The organism is Bradyrhizobium sp. SPXBL-04, assembly GCF_051853035.1.
Taxonomy (GTDB): domain Bacteria; phylum Pseudomonadota; class Alphaproteobacteria; order Rhizobiales; family Xanthobacteraceae; genus Bradyrhizobium; species Bradyrhizobium zhanjiangense.
The window spans coordinates 4446049-4470452 of record NZ_CP182472.1; the positions used below are offsets into that span (position 1 = coordinate 4446049).

Consider the following 24404-nt stretch of genomic DNA (forward strand, 5'->3'; position numbering starts at 1 on the left):
TCTCCAACGTGATCCAAATCACACGGCCACTTCGTTTTGTCGCGCGAGGCGGCGCGAGGTTCACCGCGCGCGGGCTGGAACCGCTGATGGGGGCCTTAAATTGAGGAGATTACCGCACAGGATCAGCGCCGCGCCCAGTACGGTCAAGGTGTCGAGACGCTCCGAATACAACAGCCAGCCGACGGTTGCCGTGAGCGGAACCCGCAGGAAGTCCATCGGCACCACGATGGTCGCATCCGCGTACCGGAGCGCGCTGGCGAGGCAGTAGTGCGAAAATGTGCCGCAGACCCCGATGACGAAGAGCCAACCCCACATGGAGGCCGACGGCCAAGTCCAGACGTAGAGCGTAGGTAGCAGGCCGACGACCATCTGTACGACGATCATCCAGAACAGGATCGACAATGCGCTTTCGGTCCGGGTCAGCGACTTCGCCAATATCATGGAGATGCTGAAGCCAATCGCGGCCCCAAGCGCGATCAGCTGGCCCGGATTGATCTCGCCGGTGGCGGGCCGCACGATCATGACGACGCCGACGATGCCGAGTACGACGGCGGCGATCTTCCAGACGGTCATGCGCTCGGACAGGAAAGTTGCGGCCAGCAGTGCCGTCCAGATCGGCATGGTGAATTCGATTGCGACGACCTGGCCGATACCGATCAGCGCCAGCGCGTAGAACCAGCCGAGCTGCGCGAAATAGTGGACTCCGTTGCGCGCGAGGTGCTGCGGCAGGCGTTTGGTCGCGACGGCCTTGAAGCCGCCGGCGCGGTAGATGATCGGCAGAAGCAGAAACAACCCGATCACAGATCGCACTTCCATGATTTGGAAGACGTTGAGCTCGCTCGTGGTCTCGCGGCCGGCAACCGCCATGACCAGCATCAGCGCGAGCCAGCCGGCCATCCAAAGTGCAGCCATCGATTTGGACGGTGTCGCGGTCATAGGTGTGAGTGCGGGAAATCGTACGTCAGGGGAAAGCCGGTATCAGCGACATCGCTGCCGTTTGCAACGGTCAAATCTGCGGATGCAGCGATGCAGCTCGGTGTGCTAAGGCGTCAGCGAACAACGAGAAAATCGGGAGGTCTTCGCTCATGCGCATCTTGCAGCCGGCCGAGTGGAAAAAACCGCGCGGCTTTTCCCATGGCGTGGTGGTCGACGGGCCGGGGCGTTGGGTGGTGCTGGCCGGGCAGACCGGCGGCGACGAGAGCGGCAACTACGCGCCCGACATGGCGGCGCAAGTTGCGACCGCGCTGAAGCGGATCATCAAGCTTCTGGGCGAGGCCGGCGCGGGCCCCGAGCACATCGTCCGCCTGACCTGGTACCTGACCAGCCGCAGCGAGTATGAGGCCGCCGGGGCCGGCATCGGCGCGGCCTGGAAGGAAACGCTGGGACGCAATTTCCCGCCCTCGACGCTGCTCTACATCGGCGGTCTCGTGGACGAGCGGGCCAAGGTCGAGATCGAGGTCACGGCGTTCGTGCCGAATGCATAAAAAAGACCCGGCGAGGTCGCCGGGTCGATGGTCTTGAAACTGATCTGGCTCAGCGCGTCATCGAGATGTTGGCGCCGCGGAATTGGCTGTCGGCGCGCAGCGTGACGGTCTGCTTGTTGCCGCTCGTCCTCAACGCGATATTGGCGTTGAAGCCGGCGGCGGAGGCGACCACCTCGAAATTTCCGCCACCGCCGCGGCCCTGGAGCGAGCCGCTAATATTGCGGCTGGCCTCGGACCAGTTGCCGGTGATGGCGCTGCCCTCTGCCTTGACGCTCGCCCCGAGATTGAACTTGTAGGCGTCGCTGGCGCAGGTCAGCGACATTTCCATGGTCGGACCGATCGGGGCGTATTTGGCCCGGCAGCGGATCCGCTCGGTCGAGCCGTCATCGAGGATGACAGTACCGCCGCCGCTCCAGCTGCCTGCCATCGGGGCAAATGGGCCGGCCTGGGCTTTGCTTTCAGTGTGGGCGATAGCCGCCGCAAACAAAACGGCGGCCGCGATCAGCAGCCGCCGGCCTCCAGCGCGAGCCTCAGTTGGTTTATTGGCGCGATGCTTCCCACCGCCCGCTGCACGGTATGCCTGCAGATGCTCCATTCCACTTCCCCGATCCGGCGTTGCCGTTGAGTTGACCGTTGGCATATGCACCATTGATCGAAACTTTCACAAGTCCCTCACGGCCGATGGTGCCGGAAACGTTAGCGCCGGGCGCGGTGATCTTGCCGTCGGCAACCGTCAGCATGGAGCTTGCGGTCGGTTCGCAGGAGCCGCTCTTGGTCACGATCGTGACCTGCCAATTGCCGTCATAGGGACCCTGGGCGAAGGCGGGAGCGGCGAGGGTGCCGGCGAAAACTGAGGCGGCACAGAACACCGCAATGCGACCAAAACGCATGAATTCCGTCCTTGAACTTGTCTGATATGCTGACGTTTATTCGGACGAAATGTGACGGAAATTTGTTGCAATGCCAAATCGAAAATTGTTCCTGTGGGAACAATGGTTTATTTGGGTTCTTGGCTCCGATTTTCGAAGCAGAATCAACGCGGGTTCACGTTAAGGGTAAACGTCAGGAGAGACTCGGCGCCGAGGTCGCGAACTGCTCGTCCTGAACTTTGGCCGGCAGCGCCTTGTGAACCTTGATGTAGTCGATCACGTCGGCCAGCAGCTTAAGGCCGAGAGGCGCCAACGCGCGCTCCCAGAGCTCCCGCGCCGTCTCGCCCTTCTTGACGAAGCACCAGTCCTGGGCGGCGATGGCGCCCGCGTCCATGCGGTCGGCGAGGTGGTAGATCGTGCCGCCGGCGACCGGATCGCCTTCCTTGATGGTCCATTCCACGGCCGCCTTGCCGCGGTGGCGCGGCAATAGCGAAGGGTGATAGCCGATCCCGCCATACTTGGCGGCGGCGAGCGCGTCCTTGCCGATCCGGGCGTGGCTATGCGCCGTGATGATCAGATCCGTATCGGGGCCAATCTCGGAAGCCACCACCAGCTTCGGATTGGCCTGGACCACCACCTCGATGCCGGCCGCCCTGGTGGCCGCGGCGAGGCGATCCTCGGCATCGGCCACCACGACTCGCACGATCGAGACGCTGTGCTCCCGGAGCATGTTCAGGGTGGTCACGCCGAAATGGCGGGAGCCGACGAGGGTAATGCGCATGGATGTCCGATCTGTCTCGCAGCTGCGTCATCCCCCGATATCACGTCCGGACGTCCTGTCACCACCCGCGCTGCGTTTGCGCGGGTTATCAACAATGCACAGCGCATCACGAAATCATCTGATGGTAATACGTTCTCAACCAGCCTGGCGTATCGACGAATCCGTCGCGGATTTGTATTGCGTACCGCGACCTGAGAATGTCCCGCCGGCGTGGGTGCGCCGCGCGGGCCTTTTTGGCCGGGACCGATTTCATGCCCAGCGCGATTGAGCAGATCGTCGACACCTATGTCCGACTGAAGAACCGGCGTGGCCTCGACGAGCTGATGATGCACCGGCAGCGGCTCGCCGTCGATCTGAAGAGCAGGTCGGGCTATGATTTCAGCCTGCCAATCGGCCAGATCGACGAGGAGATCGCGATCATCGAGGCAGGCCTCAGCCGGCTGAAGGCCGAAAGCGCGGGTCTCGGTCCATCTTCTCCTGTCTGAACCGTTCAGTCGCGCCTGCCACCGTCAATGACCGTGAACAGCGGCCGCGCCGTGGTCGGCTCGACCAGGAGCTCTTCCACCAGTGCGGTTGCCGCATCGACATATTTGCGCGTCGGCTTGTCGAGCGGACGCTTGGCCTCGTCGTCAAGCGCGACTTTCGCGGCCTCGACCAGCTTGCGCATGCGCGCCGCGTGATCATCGCCTGCCGTCAGCGTCGCGCGTGCCAGCGAGCGCAGCACGAACAGCTCGCCCTCGAGGCGGAGCAGACGGTCGTTGAGCCTGGTGAGGACGGCGTTGAGGTCGGCCATGGCTGATGTTCGGCGCGGAGGATCCGCCCTGATCTAGCGGCGATCGGTGAACGGAGTCCAAACGCCTGCGGCGCAATTGGGCAGATTTTCCGGCGATCTCGCCGATGTGACCGGTTGTGACGCGCAGATGAATGGTGCGAGCAGGTTCTGCTGACCACATGATCGGCGGGGACGTCAGGAGCCCGTGCCATGCGCTCTGTCTTGGCTTTACTTGTTCTGATGTCAGCGTGCGCCTCGGCTGCCGCAGCGCCGAGGCATTACGCGCGTCCGCGGCACCATGTCGTGGTCCGCCCCGACACGCGCGCGGTCGTGCCGCCCGGCTGGTACAGGTTTCCCGGTCATCCGCCGATCCCGCCGTCGGAGAACAGGAATCTCGATCCCTCCAATTTCGGCGGCGGCTGATCGCGGCTCACAATGCGGTCGATGGGCGAGGGGATACCCGGCTTTCGCTGGGCAACGACGGCGAGCGCGAACCGATGCCTCGGCCCTACCATCCAACGCCCGCCCAGCGCCGTCCGAACACGGGCGGCTTGGTCTTCACCGCTTCCCAGCCGAAGAAGTGATGCTTGCCGGACCAGCTATGCACCACACTGCTACAGATGCTGCACTTGAAGCTGCCGGAATGCGCTTCGGCATGTTCCTCCCTTGTCGCGGTGTAGCTCATGCTGCAACCCGGGCAGGTGAATTCTTCGATCGTCCAGATGCTGTTGGCCATTGCACAGAATGTTTTTTGGGGACCTCAACCCACGGTAGCCACGGGCCTTTGCAGCGGCGTAAACTGGCCCAGAGAAATCCACTTAACGGGCGTTAGCCAAGCCAGGCCGCAAGTCCCGGTCAATGCGCATCTGCACGCGCCTGATGGCGAGCAGCGGGAGCTTGCCTTGCACCCGCCCGGAGCGGACCCTGTCGCCGATCGCATAGGCATAGCGCCAGTAGCCCGGCGCGGCATTCCGCTTCAACGAATAGCGGACGCCGCGGTGAATTCCCGCATGTGCATCAAGCTCTCTGGGTCCGGCCGTCATCGTCCTCAAAATGCCGATTGGTCCGATGCGTTCCTAGTCGGCGGATCTTGCGGGAACCGGTCGCCTTGACGCCCGGCTTGTTGCTGGCAATAACGGCTAGGCCTCGCAAGCGCCGGAAGTTGCGTTCATGTCGCAAGGAAAGCTGTAGCCGTGAAAAGTCTCCGTCAGCTCTTGACGGGTGAGGATATCATCCAGCTCGTGATCCGGCTCGGCCTGCTCGGCCTGCTGATCATCTGGACCTTCCTGATCATCCGCCCCTTCGTGCCGATCCTGGCCTGGAGCGGCGTGCTCGCGGTCGCGTTCTATCCGGCCTTCAGCTGGGTCGCCAAAATCCTCGGCGGCCGGCCGAAGACCGCGGCAGCGATCCTGACCCTGATCACGCTTGGCATCGTCATCGGCCCTGCGACCTGGCTCGGCCTCAGCGCCGTCGACGGTGTGCGGGAGCTGGCGCACCAGCTTAGCACCGGCGACCTCGCGCTGCAGTCGGCACCGGTGCAGCTCAAATCGTGGCCAGTGGTCGGCCCCTGGCTCTATGAGCTCTGGGACCAGGCCTACACCAATATCCGCGCGGTGCTGCGCGAGGTGGCGCCGTATCTCCAGCCGCTGGCGGGACCGCTGCTGTCGCTCGCGGGCGATGCCGGTCTCGGAACGGTCCAGTTCCTGCTGTCCGTGTTCGTCGCCGGCTTCCTGTTTCCGCACGGGCCGCGGCTGGTTGCAGCCGGCCGCAGCTTCCTGTTCCGGATCGTGCCCGAGCAGAGCGAGCATTTCCTGGAGCTTGCGGGCGCGACCATCCGCGCCGTGGCGCAAGGCGTGATCGGCGTCGCGGTGGTGCAGGCGCTGCTCGCCGGCTTCGGCTTCAAGCTCGCGGCGGTGCCGAGCGCAGGCCTTCTCGCCTTCATCGTGCTGCTGCTCTCGATCGTGCAGATCGGCGCCTTCCTCGTGCTGCTGCCGGTGATCGTCTGGATCTGGACCGCCAAGGACGTCACCACGGCGTTGCTGCTCACGGTGTTTCTCGTCCTGGTCGGCTTCATCGACACCATGCTGAAGCCGCTCGTCATGGGGCGCGGCCTGACCACGCCGACCATCGTGATCTTCGTCGGCGTGATCGGTGGCACGCTCGCCCATGGCATCGTCGGCCTATTCATCGGGCCGATCATCCTGTCGGTGGCTTGGGAGATGATGATGGCCTGGATCAGGACGGAGGACCGGCCGAAGGTGAGCGAGGGCTGATCTCGCGCCTCGACGGCGCGCTCGGTCCGCCATGTCGCACCAGGAGCGCGCGGCTCCGTGGCCTGCGATCAAAATGCGCCCCGAACTTGTCTGTTCGACTAGACAAGTTACGATCTGGACGATTCTGGTCTTGATCTACAGCAGTAATGGCGAAGTCTTCCAAACTGGTTGCCGCGAGACGCGGCAAGGTATTGTTGGTCAGACGCCGGTCGGACGGCCTCTGGATGTTCCCAGGCGGCCGCAAGCAAGCGCGCGAATCCGCGAAGGACTGCCTGCGGCGGGAGATCAAGGAAGAGCTGCCCAAGCTGAAGCTCGGCCGGATCAGCCTCTGGAAGGAAGTGAAGGCGAGGAACAAGCGCTCCGGCCGCAAGATGAGCGATGCGATCTTCATCGCTAAGGGCGCCAAGGGCAGGCTGGCGATCGGCGACAAGAAGGAGATCGACCGCGCCGCCTGGCAGAAGCCCCGCGGCATCCGCCTGACGCCGACCTCGCGCTACATCCGCGACCGCCTGTTTCCACGAAAGCCGCGGCGGTGAGCTAATCCTCTCGCCGCGCCGATCGCGTCCGCCCGGCGAATGCCCTCGACCGGGCCGCGCGCGGCTCCGGCGCAGCGAGCCGGACGGCCTCGACCTTGCGCTGCTCCTTGCGGGCCGTGCGCGCATTGCGCATCGCGCGTTTGATGAAGGGGTGTTGGGGAATCCTCTGCGAAGAACAGCACCACTTCGCAGCTCGGACATTGCCTGGAATAGCCGTCCTGCAACCGGCCGGCGCGATCGCGAAACACGCCCTTATAGCGCGTGCACGGAATCTGGACGAAACTTATGAGAGAAATCCTAGCGCGCGGCGCGTGGGCGCTCAAACCGGAAGGATGCGGTACCCAGTTCCGGCAGGTCGGACCATCAGTGCGCCGACCGCGCCGGCAGATATCTGGCCCACTTTCTTGGAACGACTTCGCTCGGCGCGCGTAGATTCTAGGCTCACGGCCCATCCCCAACCCCAAAAGCCCCCCGGGCCGCGAGAAAACCTTCCCCACAAAGGTTGGCGACCTCAGCGCCTTCGCACTGAGGTCGTTTTGGCGCAAATCGTGTGAACCAGTTCACAAACGCTCGGCGAGATCGCTGCTATGAAGACGTCATTGCTTAACCGCTTCATTTTAAACGAACGCCCCAGCGTGGCTCCAAGCGCTGGGGCTTTTTCGTGCCTGCCAGTGAGTAGAGCGTCTCGATTGTATTGACTTTCGCGTCGAGAGCATGGACCGCATTTCACGCGTCGGAACGGAGCCAGTTCCGATCTGCTGGGCGATCAACGGCCAAACTGCCGGGATCGCGATGGCATCCCGGACGTTGCCCACGAGCGTGCGTTCGCCGGGCAAATCCCATATGCATGGCGCCGAGCAGCCGAATCAGGATGAGAGCGGCTCGCGTTCAGTTGCCGGCGGTTTACGACCAGAGACGGATTCAAGTGAGGCTTTCCAAAAACGCGCGGGCCACCAAGAAGTCGCCCAAGAAGAGCAAGGGGTCGCAGCGCGCAACGATCTCATCTTCGTCGCCCCTCGGAATGATGGCTCTCCATCTGCTTGCACAATGGAAGCAGTCCGGACGCAGCGGTCTGGTTTTTCTTGCCGAGAGTGAGAACAGGGCCGAGCGGCTGGGCAGTGTCATTCACGCGTTCGACCCTTCCTGCGAGGTCTTGGTGTTTCCGCGATTGAACACCTTGCCGTTCGATCAGCTGGAGCCATCCCACGAACTCGCGGGGCGCCGAGCCTCGGTCCTGAGACGCCTCGCAAGATCCAAGAAGCCGCTCTTTCTCGTTTCGACGGCGGAAGCCGTGATGGAGCGCCTGCCGCCGCCTGCGAGCCTGTCGCGCCTGAGCGTGAGCTTGAAGGTGGGCGGCGCGTTCTCCGAGCGGGACCTCGAGGCGCGCCTCGAAGCTCTCGGATATGATCTCGACGACGAGCCGGACTATCCGGGCGGGGCGCTGTTTCATGGTCAGACCTTCGAGATATTTCCCGCAGGCGCGCTGGGGCCGTTCCGGATCGAGCATTCGGATCGCGCGATAAGACGGATCGTGGCGTTCGATCCGAAAGAGCACGACATCATCTTCGAGACCAGCGAGCTTCTGGTCGATCCCATGTCCGAGCGGCTTGCCTTTGCCGGCAAACGCGGCAAGCGCGCGAGCCTGTTCGATTATTGCGGGCGCGCCAAATGGATCGCCGATGCAGGTGTGCCGTTGCACGCCGACGCGTGGCTGAGCACGATCGAGGAAGCCGCGCCCCGTGCCGAGCGGGAGCGCGAATATCTCGGGCGGGCTGACTGGAAACGGCTCGCCAAGGGCATGAAGACGTTGCCGCGGACGGCGCCGCTCCAGACCACGCCGGAATTTTCGAAGCTGACATCCGCAAGGAAGGCGCTCCGGGCATTCGTCGAGGAGACGCGACGGGCCGGTTCGCGCCTGATCCTCGTCGCAGCGCAGGAGGATGATCTGCGCGTGATGGAGCGGATGAGCGGCGTCAGGGCGCAGCGCTGCGAAGACTGGGACGAGGTGACGAGCGGGCGGAACGGCGAGGCGGCGCTGCTCGCCGATCTCGATGCGGGCTTCGTTCTGCCGGGGAAAAAACCTCTTGCCATCGTCACGGCGTCCGACGTGCTCGGCAGCCGGGCGCATCATCCTCAGCCGATGGCGCGCGCCTGGAGTGCGGCTTTCGATCATGCCGACGTGCCCGAGCAGGGCACGGTGGTCGTCCATCTCCAGCGCGGCCTTGGCGTGCTCGACGGCTTGCAGACGGTGAACACCGGCGGCGGCGCGCTGCGGGAGATGATCCGCCTGAAGTTCGCAGGCGACAACGCGGTGCTGGTGCCGCCGCCCGATCTCGCTTTGATGTGGCCTTACTCAGCCGAGCTCGGCAAGCTCGCGCTCGACAGGGCGGACGGCAGCACATGGTGGGCACGCCGCACCTCAGCCGAACGCGAAATCCAGATCGCGGGCAAGGTTCTGGCCAAGCACATCAGCCAGCGCCGGCGGCGGCGCGCCGAAAAGCTGGTTCCGCCGGGATCGGGCTACGAGAAGTTCGTGGCGCGCTTCCCTTATTTCACGACGAGCGACCAGGCCAAGGCGATCGCCGACGTGCTGGATGATCTCGCGTCCGGTCACCCCATGGACCGGGTGATCTGCGGCGACGTCGGTTTTGGCAAGACCGAGGTGGCGCTGCGCGCGGCGGCCGCCGTGGTGCTGTCGGGCAAGCAGGTGGCGGTCGCGGTGCCGACGACGGTCTTGGCACGGCAGCATGTCGCAACGTTTCAGAAGCGCTTCGCTCCGTTCGGCATCGAGGTGGGCAACCTGTCGCGGGCAACATCCGGCGCGGAGCTGCGCGAGACCAAGGAGGGATTGCGCAGCGGCTGGATCAAGGTCGTGATCGGCACGCAGGCGCTCACCGGCAAGGACGTCAAGTTCGACGATCTCGGCCTCGTCATCATTGACGAGGAGCAGCATTTCGGCGCGGCCGAAAAGGCCAAGCTCTCCGGGCTCGCCAAGAACGTCCACGTGCTGATGATGAGCGCGACGCCGATCCCGCGGACGCTCGCCGCCGGCCTTGCCGGCTTCCGCGACCTCAGCGTGATCGCTTCGCCGCCGGTGCACCGGCTTCCAGTCGCAACCCGGATCGCACCGCTGTCGGACGCCGCCATCGCCTCCGCGCTGCTGCGCGAACAGCGGCGGCACGGCCAGAGTTTTCTGATCTGTCCGCGCATCCAGGATCTCGATCCCATGCTGGCGCGGGTGCAGGCGGTGGCTCCCGACCTGCGCATCGTTTGTCTGCACGGCAGACTGGCGGCCGACGAAATCGACGACCGCATGATGAATTTCGTCGAGGGTAGGGCCGACGTCCTGCTCGCGACCAACATCGTGGAGAGCGGCCTCGACATTCCCCGTGCCAACACCATCGTGGTCTGTTGGCCCGAAAAGTTCGGCCTCGCCCAGCTGCACCAGCTCCGCGGGCGGGTCGGCCGTGGCGGCATCCGCGCCTTCGCCCATCTGCTGACCGAGACGGAGTCCGGGCAGTCCGAGAAGCGGCTGGCGGTGCTCGAGGAGTTCAGCCGACCCGGCGCCGGCTTTGCCATCAGCGAGCGCGATCTCGATCTCAGAGGCGCGGGAGACCTGTTCTCGGAGCAGCAATCCGGCCACGTCCAGGTGTTCGGGCCCGTGCTCTACAGTCACCTCTTGAAAATGGCCTCGGAGAAGGTCGACGAGGGCCGGGCCGCAGTGTGGGTGCCAGACCTCAATCTGCCGGTCGGGGACATGCTGCCCGATACCTACGTGCAGTCCGAGCCCGTGCGGCTCGAACTCTATGCGCGTGCAGCACGATGCAATGACGAGGACGACCTCGACGACCTCGAGGAAGAAACCTCCCGCCGCTTCGGCCCGCTGCCGAAAGTGGCGCGCGACTTCTTCGCCGCAGCCTGGCTCAGGATCGAATGCAAGCGTAGGGGCATCATCCGCCTCGACGTCGGTCCCGGAGCGGTCGCCGCAACGTTCCTGCCGGGGCGCTTGCGGAAGTCGCGGGGCAAGTCGTTGCAACGCGACGGCGATCGCGTCGTCTATCACAGCCCAATGCGAGATGCGCCGTTTGAGCGGGTGGAGGAGCTGTTCGAGCTGCTGGATGAGGGGTAGGGCGCTCGCGCCTTCGTCAGCAGCTTGACGTCATTTCCAACGCGGATCACGCGTCCGCGCAGACCAGATCAGCCGGCCGCGAGCCGCACGAGCTGGCGACAAGGTGCTGGACGCCAACGCGCAGGTCGAGCGACGAACAACTGTGTCGCCCAGACGCGTTCCGAGCCCGACAGGGCCAGGTTTGTAGTCCGCGAGCGAAGCGGCGAAGAGACACGATCGGCGCAATGGATCATCTCGCCCCGGTCCCGTTTCGCCATGGGGCCAAATTGGCTGCGCACAACAGTTGAATCTGTCTCAGCGGAGTCTGGAATCCGCCTAACCGGTCGGCCACTGCGGATTGATTGGTGAAGGAGTTTGGTACCCGAGCTCATCTCTCGATTGAGCGACTAGCCAAAAACGTAAAAACAACCCCATGCACAGTAGCTAAGTGCTGCTGATACAATGTCTTCTGCATTCGTCGCGAAATCCAGTTGACGCGTCGGGCAAAACAGTGGCATTCTGCCATTCTTCGGAAAATCCGCTGCGGAAAACTGCTGCTGGCCATGGGGTGAGGGGCTTAACCCCCGTAATTGGCCGGAGTCGCTGAGCCCGTCAGCCGGCCAGGCCGCTAACGTGGAATTAATCCAAAAAGCCCACAATTTTAGACAGTTGTGTATGGGTGCTGCGTAAAGGAGTCGTCGTGAGGACGTTCCAGGGGCGGCTTCCTTTTGCTCGCTCATTGGGGTCAATGCACGTGACCACGACTTTCGAAACGGAAGGCTTCGCCGAAGAGCTCGACCCTGCAGCACTTGCAGCCGCCGCAGCAGCACACGAACCCGCAGCCGCGGAAGCTCCAGTGCCGATCAAGCGGTCCAGCCGGAAATCGGTCCTGGCCCTGTCCGTGTGTGCCTTGGCCATCAATGGCTCGGCGGCGATCTATACGTTGCCGTCTGGTTTTCCGTCGTTGAATGTCGGCAACTTGGCTGAACTGCTTCCGCGCCAAAAGGCTTCCGCGCCAAAACCGGATCCGGTCGTCGCTGCCTTGAAGGACATTCAGTCGGCCCAGCAGCGACAGACTGCCTTGCTGAAGGAGAACAATGATTCAGCGCAGCAGAATGCAGCTCTGCTGCAGCAGGATTCATTGGTGCTGCTTTCCCTGCGACAGAGCATCACGGATGAACGGGTCGACGTGAGGAAGATATCTTCGCAGCTGTCGACGCTGATCGCGAAGGTCGACACGCTGCAAAGTGCATTGATGTCGGACGTCACGTCCTCCATTCGAAGGGCGCAGGCTCGCTATGGACTGTCCGCAGTGATGCGCAAACGGATCGCTCGGGAATCGAAACCTGTCGGGCCCGTTTCGGTTGGAGGAGCGCCGCTGAGCATGCCCGCTACAGTTTCAGCCCCGGAAAGCTGAACGCACGTCAAGCGGATCATTTGGGGCCATCTCCGCGCGAACCCAGTAAGCGAACGGGCCTATGCTCGTACGCTGGCGACTGATCGCCGCCGACATCAAGTCCATGACCGCATGCCTCATGGACGGTCAGGAGGACCGGTCCCGGTCTTCCGCTCAAGCATCGCCATTTCAACTTGGTCAGCCAGGACTGTGAGGTGGCTCGCAAGCCGATCGAACAGTTCGCGCTTGGCGGGTTCGGTTGCCAGATCGCGGATCAGGGCGCATTTGGCCGCATCTTTCCGGAGTTTCTCGAGCGGGGCCGGATAGTCCTTCATTTGCAATGACTCCGTTCCCCGTAATGGAACGGTACAGGCAATGTACGAAAGCGAACAGACGTGGTTGCCGCTTTTTCCTAGAGTTCGGTGGGCTTTGGCCTTCCCCAAAGGTCCAAAGCACCTCCAGCGGCCCCGGCCTCGACCCACCCAAAAGCCCCCACGGCCGGGGCCGTCACTACCGTGCAGCACTTTCAATAGGAACCGTCGCCTCGCCACCGCATTTGTTGATTGCATAATTGTCCCGGTTGTCCGGTCGGGTCTTAGGGTGTCGTGGGGGCGTTTAATGGGCGCTTGTGATCGCACCGCTGTTCTGAAGCAGCGTGTCGACGAGCTTGTTTCCGGGCTTTCCGAGTTGGAAAATTTGCGATCCCGCGTCATCGCAGCCGAGCACATGCAACAGGGGCATAGCGTCGACCGCAAACCGGCCGCAGCAACTCGCCTGAGTGCTAAACCCAAATCATCATCGGCAAAACCCGATCGCCCAAAGAAGCGCATGGCGCGGCCGCCCAGCGTCGAGCAATGACGTCGGACGCTGGCTTCCGGCAATGCCAATGCCGGTCGGACATAGGCAAGCCGACATCAGCATTCCAGCGCGGCCGAGACGAAATGGCTCATGCGCGCCTACCAGCGTCTGAAACTACGACGAGAGCGAACACGAGTTGCCGGAAAACACAGATGTGTTGATCTGAAGCCTGTTTCCACGTCCAGTCACATGGGGCCAAAGGCGCTTACGAGCCCGATGGTGATCGGGACCAGCGCAACGATTGTCCATAGGGCAGGCGAACTGGAGGACAGGCCGGCGAAAAAGATCAAGACACCGAAGCCGACGAGAGCCACCGAGATGGCGTATGCGAGCGCTTTTTCCATCGTTTGATCCACAGGGAACACTGGATGGATTGCGCCTGTAAGATTCCCTGCCGGTCGAAACGTTCCTATGCCGAATATCCGGCACCAGACTGCCTTGCTGAAGGAGAGCAATGACTCAGCGCAGCAAAATGCAGCGCTACCGCAGCAGGATTCAATGGTGCTCCTTTCCCTGCGACGGAGCATCACGGACGAGCGGGTCGACGTGAAGAATTCGGCTCGCCTGTTGGGCGATTAAGGGAAGCCTCCTGCTGGCCAAGCTCTATGGCGTGTGGAGGCTCGCTGGTTCACGCCGGCGGGCCTCTGTGCTACAATCCACAAGCGATCGGGAGCCGCCACCATCGCGTCGATCGCCGACAATTGAGCTGGCTATCGACAAACGTAAGTACCCTGGCGCCGTGGTGCCGAGCGTCCGCCACTTTTGCATTACTGGCTCCGGCGCGAAGCATCCCGATCTTTTCCTTGCAATGATTAGATCATCCTTCATGTAGGGAGTTGTTTAATGATTAGGCTGATTTCAATTGCTTCCCTCACTCTGGCTCTGACCACCGGCGCTGGACAGGCGCAGCAGAGCACGCCTCGCGGAGGCTCCCCCCAAAGTTTGGAAAGATGCAAGCAGCTCGCTAGCGAACGTGGTTTCTCGAGTGCGGGTGGGATCATGAAAGGACAGGTCGCGCAAAGCGAGAGTTTGTGATCAATTGCATGCGCGGAAAGCAAATCTAGGCAAATCGAACGGGACATCTTCGGACGGTTCGCCGGTTCACGCTGGCGGCTGTCCCACTCGTCCTAAAACACGACGCTGCCGGGCTCGAAATACATGTCCCGGCAGCGTTTCATTCTCAAACTGAGCACTGAAATCCCAGTTGGTTTCGACTGTGCAACGACCATGCCACAGGTGTGTGACACGGCCCGCCAGCTACGGGCGGGCCTTTGTTCTGGTCCATCGTATAGTTCTCATGCGCGGTCGGCTGCCGTCCGTATCTAACCCTCAGTGTCCTAACTTGATTTTGGGAGTGTCCTAATTCATTCTCAGTACTGACAACATTCACAAGCTCTGTTCACGCACGACGATTGGGGAGGGGCGCTCCAGGACCGTGACCCTTCGCCCGCGATGATGTCATGAAAGGCATGCAAGCCCACTTAGAACTACTTCGCGGGCAAATCGCAGAATGCGAGCGCATGCAGAAGGCCGCAAAGAGTCAGCTCCAGCGCAACGTGTTCGCAACGCTGCTCGCGCGCTACAGGGCTATCGCGGTCGAACTGGAAGAAGCGATAGCAAAGATGCCTCCTCCAAACACTTTCCGAGATCGCACCAAGCAAGCGCGGCAAGCTGCCAAAGAGTACGGCGACGACCAAAGGAAGCTAGCCAAGAAGCTCCGCCGCAAAATGAATTAAGGCCGCCTCAGTTGGCGGCCTCACTCTTTATCCTCGGTCCAAGATCCTCGGTCCAAGTCTGCTCGCCGCACTCGCACTTGAACATGCGAACCGCTCCAAATTACGGTGACAGCACTGTCACCGTAATATGGTCGCAAGTGCTTCCACAGTATCGCGCTCATTGGGCATCGCGGATCCGGATGCCTGGCTCGCCGCGGACAAAGAACTGGTTACGTGAGATCCTACGCCGGAGCCATTGCGCAAGCTGCTTGTGCCGCTTTTCGGTATACGTGGCAACGACCGCAGCGACAACGTTCGCTACCAAGACGGCCGGGATAAAGACCAGCCATCCGGCGTCCTTCCAGAGCAGGAAGGCCGGATACATCAGGGTGTGATGAATGAGGTAGAGGGTGAAGGAATAGCCGGCGAAAAACCGGATGATCTTTGCAGGCCACGGAGAGGCGGCGATCCGTCCTGCCTGCGTTGCCACGACGACCCCTAGAACAAAGAGTACGAGCAGGGGGTAGGTTACGGGCTTGTATTCGAGATATGCGCGGGTCGTCGCCACATAGGCGACGATCGAGCCGACGGCCAGCACGGCGCCAAGCGTCCTGCTTTGCAAGGCAACGGACCTCAGGACGACATAACTGTAAGCGCCTGCCAGCCACAGGGCAAAAAGCGATCGACCGAGACCGTTGTCCTCTTGAAGAGCCCCAAACATGTAGTGGAGGGGGATCTGACCGAAAATGACGGCTATCGGTATCAGCATAGTCGCCCGGGCAGGCGTCGCCCCAATGAAAAACAGCGCGCCAACGAACAGATAGATGTGCCACTCGATCACCAGTGTCCAGAGCGGGCTGGCAGAACCAATGATCGGCCATCGCAGCAGGCTCAGGTGCTCAAGCGGACCGCGGTAGGTTTCGATCATCAGCAAATTGGCGAGAAAGATCGTCGGACTTCGACTACCCTCCAGGACGCGATCGCCAATGAGCCAAATGGTCCCCGTGTCGACGAGGACCACAAGCAGAAGGCATGGCACTAGGGCAGAGTAGATGCGGGCGGCTCTATCAATGAAGAACTGCAAGAAAGTGTAGCTGGGGTTTCTCGATTTCTCGAGCAGCGTATAACTAATCAGGAATCCAGAAAGCACGAAGAACAGTAACACGCCGACATTCTGGGGCAGAGGGAGCCCGGACTGGCGGAGTTCTGGCAGGAAGAACGAGATGCCATGACCGATGCAGACCATCTGGGCTGCGATGGCGCGCAGTGCATCCAGGGCTAACGACGTGTCGTTCTTTGATCCATCCAACGTAAACTGACTACAGCTCAATTCTTGTCTCGCGATCAGTTCAGATGCATATGGCGTCAATCTCGACGATTAGTTGAACTATTGCAATATGTGTCTATGTGTTTCCAAGTTCTACGACGGCGCAGTCGGCCTGGGCAGCAGAATGATTGGAACTGGCAAGTGAGCACGCTGCCCCAGTTCAATCGTGATGGCTTGGTCTCCGTCACGAACAGAATCGTCGAGCGAGCCCGAGATCGCCGCAGCCGATGGTCGATTTGCCAGCACAATGCCCACGAGCTTTGCTGGTTGGCCATTCGCGACGTTATTGGAGCTGATTGGTGAGCGCGCTGGGGCTCGAACCTAGGAAATACGGTGACAGTGCACTTAACTAAGGGGCACCCGTTCCGTGGCACATTAAGTGCACTGTCACCGTAATGGTCGTAATGGGCCTGACCTCAGCTCTGCGGCTACCGCATTCGCCGCAGACGAAACGCGGCTCGATATCAGACAAGTGAACATCGTCAGGCCAGCGATCGGCGTTCAGAGCCACGTGATGGCTGCAATGACCGCTCAAGATCACCTTCGGCCAGATGCGCGAGATGGGCATGCGCGGGGTCCTGGTCTACTGCGCCGGCCGTCGGCGTGCGTAAGAGTGTGGCGGCGTGCAGGGCGAGGCATGCCGCGATCAAAGCGGCATTGTAAGTAGCTCGCAAATTATCAATCCCTTAGGGCTCATCCGTCGCGCGAGCGACTGCGCGTCGTGGGTGGGGAAAAGCTGCGAGGGGCGGCGGTTCTATATGGAGGGGCCAACGGATCCGCAGGGCTCACGGGTTATGAGCACGTGCCCGTGCCGCCAATTTTTGAGCACGTGCCCGTTCCAACATTGATGGTGCTTTTGGGCGAAGCCAATCGAGGCCATGATAATTAAGGCCACGACGACACACACGGCTACGAGGTTATGCGTCATTGTGCCACTCCACGGTAAACTGTGACTGGCTACTCGGGCATCATACTGAGCGGTGGCGGCCGATCAAAAAGCAAAATCCACCGCGCGAAGGCCTCACGGGTGGTGGTCAGATCGGCGCCGTGTCCGGTAATAGGGGAATACGTCAGGCAGCCGACGGGACAGGCGCCGGCGGTTCACCCTGGCCGCTGCATTTAGGGGCGACCGCTCGCTATAGTTGCCACCCCCACAAACACGACGACCAGAACGACCCAGCCCACCGTCGACACCGCATCCATAACCAGCCCTCTGCCAACCCAGGGCAGGATGGAATTGGCGGGCTCGCGGTGTCGTTGAGTCAAATTGACTCACCCGCGCTGAGCGCAGCAGTCGATTTGCCAACACGGTGCCCACAGAGCACTTTTTAGGTCGGCTCGTATTCCGGGCTAAATATTTGATTTGGCTTGGTGAGCGCGCTGGGGCTCGAACCCAGGACCCCGTGATTAAAAGTCACGTGCTCTACCGGCTGAGCTACGCGCTCCCATGGCCGCTGATGGCTTGAAGAGGATCGCCATCGTGTTCGGTCATTTCGAGAAGCATGTCTTGCCGCCACGCTCGACTTGCGTTGCGGGGAAAACCGGCTGTTTCCGGATCATGCTTCCGCGCTGTGTAGGGGGAGTGGCTGCGGAGGTCAATAGTGCGGGTGGCTGCCGAAGTTCTTGGCAGGGGCGGGGATTCCACCGGTATTCCCACGGCTTAGCTTGGGATTTTCAACCTGATTGGCGGGCGGTCATCCACGCCGAAGAGCACGTGACTTTTAATCACGGGGTCCGGGCGCCCGGGTTGGGGCGCCCGTCAGTTCGCCTCGCGCCGGACCTCATTCGGCACCGGCTGCGGCGTACCGGGGTTCGGCAGGGCGACCGGTCGCAGGCCGATCAGCTCGGCGGAGCGGATCGCGCTGTCGCGCCAGAACTGGAACGAGTTGATGCGGCTGAGCTCGAGGATCGCGATCGCGACCGCGGCCAGGAACGGCAGGCTTTGCAACACCAGGACGCCGGCGAAGACGTAAATCTCGGTGATCTGCCGGAAGCTGTTGCTGGCGATCAGCACGCCGGCACCGATCACCAGCAGCGCGCCGATCACGGCCTCCCAGAACGCCTGGAACTCGATCGACATCCTGCTAAGGCCGCCCTTGGAGGTGCGGGCGAAGGCGATGTGCTCGGTGATGAGGCCCTGCGCGACCGCGCGCGACACCGTCCATTGCACGCTCATCGCCGCGATCATGGCGCCCAGCATCTGGCCGGGCTTGATCGCGACGCGGGCGCGATACATCGACAGGAAGTGCACCAGCGACACGATGAAGGCGCCGATGATCGGCAGCGTCAGGATCTTGTCGGGGATGGCGATGTCGGCGAAGGCGACGATCGGCACCCAGACGAGGTTGAGCAGCGCCACGACCACGCCGAGGCTTTCGGCGCCCAGCCAGTTCAGCCAGCCGAGGCCATATTCGCGCTTCTGGTCGGGCGTCAGCCGGCTCCGGCCGGGCAGGAATTGCCGCCAGTGCTTCTTCACGATCTGGAGGCCGCCATAGGCCCAGCGGTGACGCTGCTTCTTGAAGGCTTCGTAGGTGTCAGGGAGCAGGCCCTGGCCGTAGCGGTGGTTGGTGTAATGGGTGGTCCAGCCGAGCTCCTGGATCGCAAGGCCGAGATCGCTGTCCTCGCAGATCGTATCCGACGACCAGCCGCCGGCCATGTCCATTGCGGCGCGGCGGATCAGGCACATCGTGCCGTGCACGATGACGGCGTTGAGCTCATTGCGCTGGACCATGCCGATGTCGAAGAAGCCGGCATATTCGCCGTTCATGATGTAGTGCATGATCGACAGGCCGCCATCGCGATGCTCCTGCGGCGCCTGCACGAGGCCGACGCGCGGATCGGCGAACGCCGGCACGAGGTCCTTCAGCCAGTCGGGATCGACGACATAATCGGCATCGAGGATGCCGATGATCTCGGCATCCGCCGCGGTGCGGTCCATGGCGATGCGCAGCGCGCCGGCCTTGAAGCCCTGCACCTTCTCGGCGTTGATGAACTTGAAGCGTTCACCGAGCGCGCGGCAATGGTCCTGGATCGGTTGCCAGAAGGCGGGATCCGGCGTGTTGTTGATGATGACGACGCATTCGTAGTTCGGATAGTTCAGCCGCGACAGCGCATCGAGCGTCTGCTTGAGCATCTCGACCGGCTCGAAGTACGCCGGGATGTGGATCGAGACCTTCGGGTAGTAATTCTCCGGCACGTTCTCGACCGGCTTGCCCTTCGTGATCAGCCGCTGCGGCGGCCGGCCGAAAGCGACCGCGGCGATCTCGTCGATGCGCGCCATCGCGATGAGTACGAGCGGAACGAGCAGGATCATGCCCAGCGTCAGCGCGAAGGCCGAGCCGAACAGGAAGTAGTGGCCGTTCCAATAGGCGAACACGGTCGCAGCCCAGGCGCCGACGCCGTTGGCGGTGACCGAGAGCAGGAATGCCTGCGCGGCGGTCGGCTGCGACAGCCGCATGATCGGCAATGACAGCAGGATGCCGACCAGCAGCGCGATGCCCATCAGCTTCCAATAGTCGGAATTCTCGACCGGACCGGTCCAGGCGAATTTCGGCTCGCGATTGGCGTTGAGAATGCCCCAGTAAGGACCGACGCCGCCTTCGAAGAATTTCCAGGGCTGATCGATCGCCTCGACGAGGTTGTATTCCATGCCGAGAGCTTCGGCGCGGCTGACGAAGTTGCGCAGGATCAGCGCCTGCTGGAACGGGCCCGGATCGGCGTTGCGCAAATTGTAGCCGGCACTCGGCCAGCCGAACTCGGCGATCACGATGCGCTTGCCGGGAAAGAGATTGCGCAGGAGGTTGTAGCGGTCGACGGCCTGGTCGACCGCCTGGTCCGATCGGAAGTTTTCCCAATAGGGCAGCACGTGCGCGGCGATGAAATCGACGCTGGAGGCAAGGTCCGGAAAATCGCGCCAGATGTTCCAGATCTCGCCCGTCGTGACGGGAACGCGGACCGATCCCTTGACCTTCTTGATCTTGTTGATGAGGTCTTCGACCTTCTGCTCGCCGCGGAAGATCACCTCGTTGCCGACCACGATGCCGATCACGTTGCTGTTCTTGCGGGCGAGCTCGATCGCCGCTTTGATCTCGCGCTCGTTGCGATCCTCGTCCTTGTCGATCCAGGCGCCGACCGTGACCTTGAGGCCGAACTCGGCGGCGATCGGCGGCACCAGTTCGTTGCCTTCCGTCGCGGAGTAGGACCGGATCGCTCGCGTGAGGGTCGAGAGCTTCTTCATGTCCGCGCGAATCTTGTCGGTGTCGACGTTGATGTCGACGACGTGTCCCGGTTCGAACGGCGTATAAGACAGACTCGGGAACAGGCCCTTGAAATCAGGCGCGGGTTCCTTGTCGCGCAGGATTCCCCAGAGGCCGGCGTGGAGCGCGGACACAAGCAACAGAACGGCGGCGACAACGCGCATCGCGGCTAAACCAAAAGGGGCTGAGGTGGCAGGGCAGCGGATCCGACCCCGAGATCCGACCGAGTCCGCGGCAAAGGGAGCATACCTCTGCCGTGCGGTTTCACAACTGTCATGGCCTCATGTCCTTATGAGGGCATGGCCTTTTCGAACGACGCGTGGCAGTGCCAACCGTGTCTATGGCCGATCGTTCCTGAACGACAGCTGAAACGATCGCGGCTATTTCTGGGGCGCGGGCGTTGGGCTTGGCGCAGGCGAGGGGCTGGCGGCCGGCTGGGGAGCTTGCGAAGTGCCCGAAGCCGGCGCTGCGGCTTGCGAGGCGCTCGCTTGCTGCGGCTGGGAGGCCGGGTTGATCCAGCAAGCGTGCACGCGGCTGTCCAGGGTCTCGGCGACCTTGGGGTCGATCTGCCCGCCGAAGCGGGTCAGGCAGCGGAAGGCGGCCTGGATGTGGCCGCCGGGGCAGCCGAAACGGTCGTAGAGGTCGAGATGGCGGAACGCGGTATCGAGATCATCCCGCCACATCAGCCGTACCACGCGCCGGCCGAGCCAGACGCATTCGGGATTGCCGGCGGGGCCGTTGATGACCTGGGCCGCTTCCGCGAATTCGTCGGTGCGGCGCTGGTTCTGGGCGGCGTCCTTGGCGGCGTCGGCGGGTTGGGCGGCGGCCTTGCTCTGGTCGGGGGCGGGCGAGCCGCTCTGGGCGTAGGCGCCGCCGAGACCGGCGAGAACGAGAAGGCAGGAGACTGCCAAGGTGGCGGCGAACTGCCGCAGGACCGCATTTCGTAACTCGAACACCCGTTGCCGCATGAATTCCCCAATATGTCCGCTGACCGTCCGCATCCCGACCTCGCGGACGCGCCGGTGATGGCGTCCAAATGGGTCTCCAATGCGGCGGAAAAGTCCTTGGGAGTCCATGACCTGTATTTGGAATTTTGTCCAGCAAAGTCACGATGCTAGGCCCCGGTCGAACGGCCGCAGCCAAAATCCGCGGGGGGAGGAACTGATCCACACCCGGGCACCCCCTTGGCAGACGGCGTGCAAGCAGGTAATCGACGGGCCCTTCGCGGAGGACGGAACCGATTTCTCTTCGTACGCCACTGGCGCTTCTGCTCGTTTCACTGGGTGCGATTGCTGCCGTGTGGTGGTGGTTGGCGACGCCGATCACGCTCGCGCGCGCCCCGATCGATCCCGCCGAGAAGGTCCAATGCGTCTCCTACGCACCGTTCCGCGGCGAGCAGTCGCCGCTGGATGCGTGGACGCATATCGACGCCGACCAGATCGAGCAGGACCTGCGCCAGCTCAAGCAGATCACCGATTGCGTCCGCACCTATTCGATGGAGAACGGGCTCGACCAGGTGCCGGCGATCGCCGCCAAGGTCGGCGGGCTGAAAGTGCTCCAGGGCATCTGGCTCTCCAGCAACCGCGCCAAGAATTTCGAGCAGGCCGCGCTCGCGGTTCGCCTCACCAAGGAATTCCCGTCCATCATCACCGCGTTGATCGTCGGCAACGAGGTGCTGCTCCGCGGCGAGATGACCACGGCCGACCTCGTCTCCATCATCCGCTCGGTCAAGGCGCAGGTCAGTGTGCCCGTCACCTATGCCGACGTCTGGGAGTACTGGCTGAAGAATCGCGAGGTCTATGACGCCATCGACTTCGTCACGATCCATATCCTGCCCTATTGGGAGGATTTCCCGGTGCGGGCGAAATTCGCAGCAAGCCATGTCGAGGCGATCCGCGAGCGCATGGCGGTGGCGTTTCCGGGCAAGGAGATCCTGATCGGCGAAACCGGCTGGCCGAGTGAGGGGCGCATGCGCGACGGCGCGCTGCCGTCGCGCACCAACCAGGCGCGCGTCGTCTCGGAAATCCTGAGCCTTGCGAAGGCGCAGAAGTTCCGCGTCAACCTGATCGAGTCCTATGACCAGCCGTGGAAGCGCAAGCTGGAAGGCACCGTCGGCGGCTATTGGGGCCTGTATGACTCGGTGCGCCGGAGCCTGAAATATCCGCCGGGTGAGCCGATCAGCAATTTCCCATACTGGAAATGGTACATGGGCGCCGGCATGGGCCTCAGCGTGCTGGTGTTCGCGGTGGCCGGTCTCACGCTGCGCCGGCGGCCCTGGACGCCGCGCTTCTCGGCCTGGCTCGGTGTCGGCATCTCGGCGACGACGGCGGGCATCCTGCTCGGGATCGGCGCCGACAAGATGTATTACGAGAGCTACGGCATCGGTGGCTGGCTGCTCTGGGGCGCGCTGTTGCTCGCCGGCATCCTGTCGCCGATCTTCTGCGCGCAGGCGATGGTGATCGGCCGCAGCCTCCCGACCTTCCTCGATCTGCTCGGTCCGCGCGAGGGCCGGAAATGGTCGAAGCTCACCGCCGTGCTCGGCCTGACGCTGGCCGTGACCGCGGTGATCGCGGCGCAGACCGCGCTCGGTTTCGTGTTCGACCCGCGCTACAAGGATTTTCCCTACGCCGCGCTGACGATGGCGGTGGTGCCGTTCGCGCTCTTGATGTTGAACCGGCCGCAGATCGGCCAGCGTCCGATCGCGGAGGCGGTGTTCGCAGGCGTGCTGGCGCTGTCGGCCGTCTTTGTGCTCTTCAACGAGGGCCGCGAGAATTGGCAGTCGCTGTGGACCTGCGCGATCTACCTTTTGTTTGCGCTCACGCTGTGGCGGGCGCGGGCCGAGCAAATCCAAGAATGAACAGGCCGATCGCAAGGCCCGACAGCACAACATTGTAGAGCACGATGCCGAGGCCGGCGGCGATGACGCCGACGGTGAGCAGCACGATCGACGGCCGCATCAGGTTAAGCGTCGCAACCACCAGCGCGACGATGCCGAACACCGAATTCTTGAACAGCACGGTCGAGACCGAGCGCGCCTTGCAGATCAGCGTCTGAAGTCCGGCATCGCAGGCGAGCGCGACTTGCGACAGCTCGATCGCGAGGTAGCGCAGATAGAGCGCATAGCCGACGGAAACGAAGCCGACGACGATCAGGAACTGCACCTGGTAGGGCGTGAGGCGGAAGGGCTTTTTTCTCATGGAGGCAATATGGTCGGGATGGCGCGGGCAGGCAACAGGGCAGGCGGTGTTTCTGTTGGTTTGGCTCGCCCAGGCAGCCTTTGGGAACACGCGAGGGGCGGGCTGAGTTCTGAATGTTATGACGTCCAACGCATGTTGCCTTCAAGGAGTGAGCATGGACAAGCCAACTCAGGAGTAGCTGAACGAGCTCAAGAGGTTGAGCAAGGAGGCGCGGGTGGAGGATTGGTCGGAAATCGTCCAGTCCAGGGATGAAGCGGAGATGCGCATTCGGGATCTGAAGGAAAAGGCGCGCATCGAGTAAATCATTGCGTGCGCAAAGAGCCATCAAATTCGACCTTGCGTCTTCCGGCTCTGTTTCCAAATGCAGACCGGCGCCTGATCCTTTGATCAGGCGCCGGTTATCGAAGTTACAAAGGCGAGGCGCAGCCTCACTTCTTCTTGGTGCTCGAGCCCGTCGTGTTCTGCATCTTCTGTCCGGGCGCGCTTTCCGAGTGGCCTGGTCCCGCGGTGGTATTGGTCTGGTGACCGGGCGCGTATTCGGAAGCGCCGGGAGCTGTCGAAGGCTTCGTCGTGTTCTGCATCTGCTGACCGGGCGCGTTGCTCGAAGCGCCCGGCGATTTCGTCGTTTGCGCGAGCGCCGAGGATGCCGCCAGAACGACGGCCGTCGCGATAATCAATTTCTTCACGTGTACTTCTCCTTGGTCATGGACGCGGGCACGAGCGATGTCGCGTGTCGGCCGCTCCGGTTCAGGACCGGGATAACTTGGCGGCCGGTGGCTGGTTTCGGTGGCGGACCGAAATTTAAGTCCATCTCCGCGCGCAGGAACACGAC

The 24404-nt window shown here is 62.6% G+C and carries 23 protein-coding genes and 1 tRNA gene; 10 read left to right on the plus strand and 14 right to left on the minus strand.

Going from position 1 to position 24404, the window contains the following annotated elements:
• Positions 1-60 precede the first annotated feature (60 nt).
• Complete coding sequence (locus ACNJX8_RS21020; protein ID WP_439356627.1) at positions 61-936, minus strand: DMT family transporter; 876 nt, start codon at positions 934-936, stop codon at positions 61-63.
• 149 nt (positions 937-1085) lie between these two features.
• On the opposite strand from ACNJX8_RS21020, the gene ACNJX8_RS21025 reads away from it, so the two are divergent.
• A complete protein-coding gene (locus ACNJX8_RS21025; RefSeq protein WP_128933656.1) occupies positions 1086-1484 on the plus strand; it encodes a RidA family protein in 399 nt (132 codons plus the stop codon).
• Positions 1485-1533: 49 nt separating this feature from the next.
• Here ACNJX8_RS21025 and ACNJX8_RS21030 read toward each other — a convergent pair whose 3' ends face one another.
• From ACNJX8_RS21030 to ACNJX8_RS21040, 3 genes are all read right to left on the minus strand, one after another.
• Complete coding sequence (locus ACNJX8_RS21030; RefSeq protein WP_439356628.1) at positions 1534-2079, minus strand: hypothetical protein; 546 nt, start codon at positions 2077-2079, stop codon at positions 1534-1536.
• The gene (locus ACNJX8_RS21035) at positions 2024-2374 is read right to left on the minus strand and encodes a hypothetical protein (RefSeq protein ID WP_091897812.1); all 351 of its coding nucleotides are present in this window, start codon (positions 2372-2374) and stop codon (positions 2024-2026) included. The genes ACNJX8_RS21030 and ACNJX8_RS21035 overlap by 56 nt, the downstream gene beginning before the upstream one ends.
• Before the next feature lie 172 nt (positions 2375-2546).
• Positions 2547-3134 (minus strand): formyltransferase family protein, encoded by a 588-nt coding sequence (locus ACNJX8_RS21040; RefSeq protein ID WP_439356629.1) that lies wholly within the window; start codon positions 3132-3134, stop codon positions 2547-2549.
• A 251-nt stretch (positions 3135-3385) separates the two neighbouring features.
• On the opposite strand from ACNJX8_RS21040, the gene ACNJX8_RS21045 reads away from it, so the two are divergent.
• Positions 3386-3619 (plus strand): hypothetical protein, encoded by a 234-nt coding sequence (locus ACNJX8_RS21045; protein ID WP_128933659.1) that lies wholly within the window; start codon positions 3386-3388, stop codon positions 3617-3619.
• A gap of 5 nt (positions 3620-3624) precedes the next feature.
• Here the strand turns inward: ACNJX8_RS21045 and ACNJX8_RS21050 are convergent, their stop codons facing one another.
• On the minus strand, positions 3625-3927 hold the full coding sequence (locus tag ACNJX8_RS21050; protein WP_439356630.1) for a hypothetical protein: 303 nt from the start codon (positions 3925-3927) through the stop codon (positions 3625-3627).
• A 189-nt stretch (positions 3928-4116) separates the two neighbouring features.
• Between ACNJX8_RS21050 and ACNJX8_RS21055 the strand changes: the two genes are divergently transcribed.
• A complete protein-coding gene (locus ACNJX8_RS21055) occupies positions 4117-4329 on the plus strand; it encodes a hypothetical protein (protein WP_128933661.1) in 213 nt (70 codons plus the stop codon).
• Positions 4330-4414: 85 nt separating this feature from the next.
• Here the strand turns inward: ACNJX8_RS21055 and ACNJX8_RS21060 are convergent, their stop codons facing one another.
• Positions 4415-4642 carry a hypothetical protein gene (locus ACNJX8_RS21060; RefSeq protein WP_128933662.1) on the minus strand — a complete coding sequence of 76 codons (228 nt, stop codon included), beginning with the start codon at positions 4640-4642 and terminating at the stop codon, positions 4415-4417.
• A gap of 457 nt (positions 4643-5099) precedes the next feature.
• Here ACNJX8_RS21060 and ACNJX8_RS21065 point away from each other — a divergent pair, with 457 nt between their 5' ends.
• The 4 genes from ACNJX8_RS21065 (at position 5100) to ACNJX8_RS21080 (ending at position 12240) form a co-directional block, all read left to right on the plus strand.
• Positions 5100-6179, plus strand: a complete 1080-nt coding sequence (locus tag ACNJX8_RS21065; protein WP_439356631.1) for an AI-2E family transporter — start codon at positions 5100-5102, stop codon at positions 6177-6179.
• Between the two features lie 146 nt (positions 6180-6325).
• On the plus strand, positions 6326-6715 hold the full coding sequence (locus ACNJX8_RS21070) for an NUDIX hydrolase (RefSeq protein ID WP_439356632.1): 390 nt from the start codon (positions 6326-6328) through the stop codon (positions 6713-6715).
• A 1021-nt stretch (positions 6716-7736) separates the two neighbouring features.
• The gene (locus ACNJX8_RS21075) at positions 7737-10844 is read left to right on the plus strand and encodes a DEAD/DEAH box helicase (protein WP_439356633.1); all 3108 of its coding nucleotides are present in this window, start codon (positions 7737-7739) and stop codon (positions 10842-10844) included.
• A 727-nt stretch (positions 10845-11571) separates the two neighbouring features.
• A complete protein-coding gene (locus ACNJX8_RS21080; protein WP_439361947.1) occupies positions 11572-12240 on the plus strand; it encodes a hypothetical protein in 669 nt (222 codons plus the stop codon).
• 116 nt (positions 12241-12356) lie between these two features.
• On the opposite strand, the gene ACNJX8_RS21085 is transcribed toward ACNJX8_RS21080, so the two are convergent.
• Positions 12357-12554 carry a hypothetical protein gene (locus ACNJX8_RS21085; RefSeq protein ID WP_128941150.1) on the minus strand — a complete coding sequence of 66 codons (198 nt, stop codon included), beginning with the start codon at positions 12552-12554 and terminating at the stop codon, positions 12357-12359.
• A 283-nt stretch (positions 12555-12837) separates the two neighbouring features.
• Here ACNJX8_RS21085 and ACNJX8_RS21090 point away from each other — a divergent pair, with 283 nt between their 5' ends.
• Positions 12838-13077, plus strand: a complete 240-nt coding sequence (locus tag ACNJX8_RS21090) for a hypothetical protein (RefSeq protein ID WP_439356634.1) — start codon at positions 12838-12840, stop codon at positions 13075-13077.
• A 185-nt stretch (positions 13078-13262) separates the two neighbouring features.
• Here the strand turns inward: ACNJX8_RS21090 and ACNJX8_RS21095 are convergent, their stop codons facing one another.
• The gene (locus tag ACNJX8_RS21095; protein ID WP_164934919.1) at positions 13263-13421 is read right to left on the minus strand and encodes a hypothetical protein; all 159 of its coding nucleotides are present in this window, start codon (positions 13419-13421) and stop codon (positions 13263-13265) included.
• 1116 nt (positions 13422-14537) lie between these two features.
• Here ACNJX8_RS21095 and ACNJX8_RS21100 point away from each other — a divergent pair.
• Entirely contained in the window at positions 14538-14813 is a 276-nt protein-coding gene (locus tag ACNJX8_RS21100; RefSeq protein ID WP_128933669.1) for a hypothetical protein, read from the plus strand.
• Positions 14814-14970: 157 nt separating this feature from the next.
• Here ACNJX8_RS21100 and ACNJX8_RS21105 read toward each other — a convergent pair whose 3' ends face one another.
• The 4 genes from ACNJX8_RS21105 to ACNJX8_RS21120 form a co-directional block, all read right to left on the minus strand.
• Complete coding sequence (locus ACNJX8_RS21105; RefSeq protein WP_439356635.1) at positions 14971-16101, minus strand: acyltransferase family protein; 1131 nt, start codon at positions 16099-16101, stop codon at positions 14971-14973.
• Positions 16102-17488: 1387 nt separating this feature from the next.
• Positions 17489-17564, minus strand: a tRNA-Lys gene (locus ACNJX8_RS21110).
• A gap of 314 nt (positions 17565-17878) precedes the next feature.
• On the minus strand, positions 17879-20539 hold the full coding sequence (locus tag ACNJX8_RS21115) for a glycosyltransferase (RefSeq protein ID WP_439356636.1): 2661 nt from the start codon (positions 20537-20539) through the stop codon (positions 17879-17881).
• Between the two features lie 216 nt (positions 20540-20755).
• Entirely contained in the window at positions 20756-21343 is a 588-nt protein-coding gene (locus tag ACNJX8_RS21120) for a beta-1-3, beta-1-6-glucan biosynthesis protein (RefSeq protein ID WP_128937403.1), read from the minus strand.
• Positions 21344-21672: 329 nt separating this feature from the next.
• Here ACNJX8_RS21120 and ACNJX8_RS21125 point away from each other — a divergent pair, with 329 nt between their 5' ends.
• Positions 21673-23232 carry a glycoside hydrolase family 17 protein gene (locus tag ACNJX8_RS21125; RefSeq protein WP_164934921.1) on the plus strand — a complete coding sequence of 520 codons (1560 nt, stop codon included), beginning with the start codon at positions 21673-21675 and terminating at the stop codon, positions 23230-23232.
• Here the strand turns inward: ACNJX8_RS21125 and ACNJX8_RS21130 are convergent.
• Together ACNJX8_RS21130 and ACNJX8_RS21135 are read right to left on the minus strand one after the other, a co-directional pair.
• Entirely contained in the window at positions 23192-23572 is a 381-nt protein-coding gene (locus tag ACNJX8_RS21130) for a hypothetical protein (RefSeq protein WP_091894442.1), read from the minus strand. The genes ACNJX8_RS21125 and ACNJX8_RS21130 overlap by 41 nt on opposite strands.
• A gap of 428 nt (positions 23573-24000) precedes the next feature.
• The gene (locus ACNJX8_RS21135) at positions 24001-24258 is read right to left on the minus strand and encodes a hypothetical protein (RefSeq protein ID WP_091894444.1); all 258 of its coding nucleotides are present in this window, start codon (positions 24256-24258) and stop codon (positions 24001-24003) included.
• Positions 24259-24404: the final 146 nt, after the last annotated feature.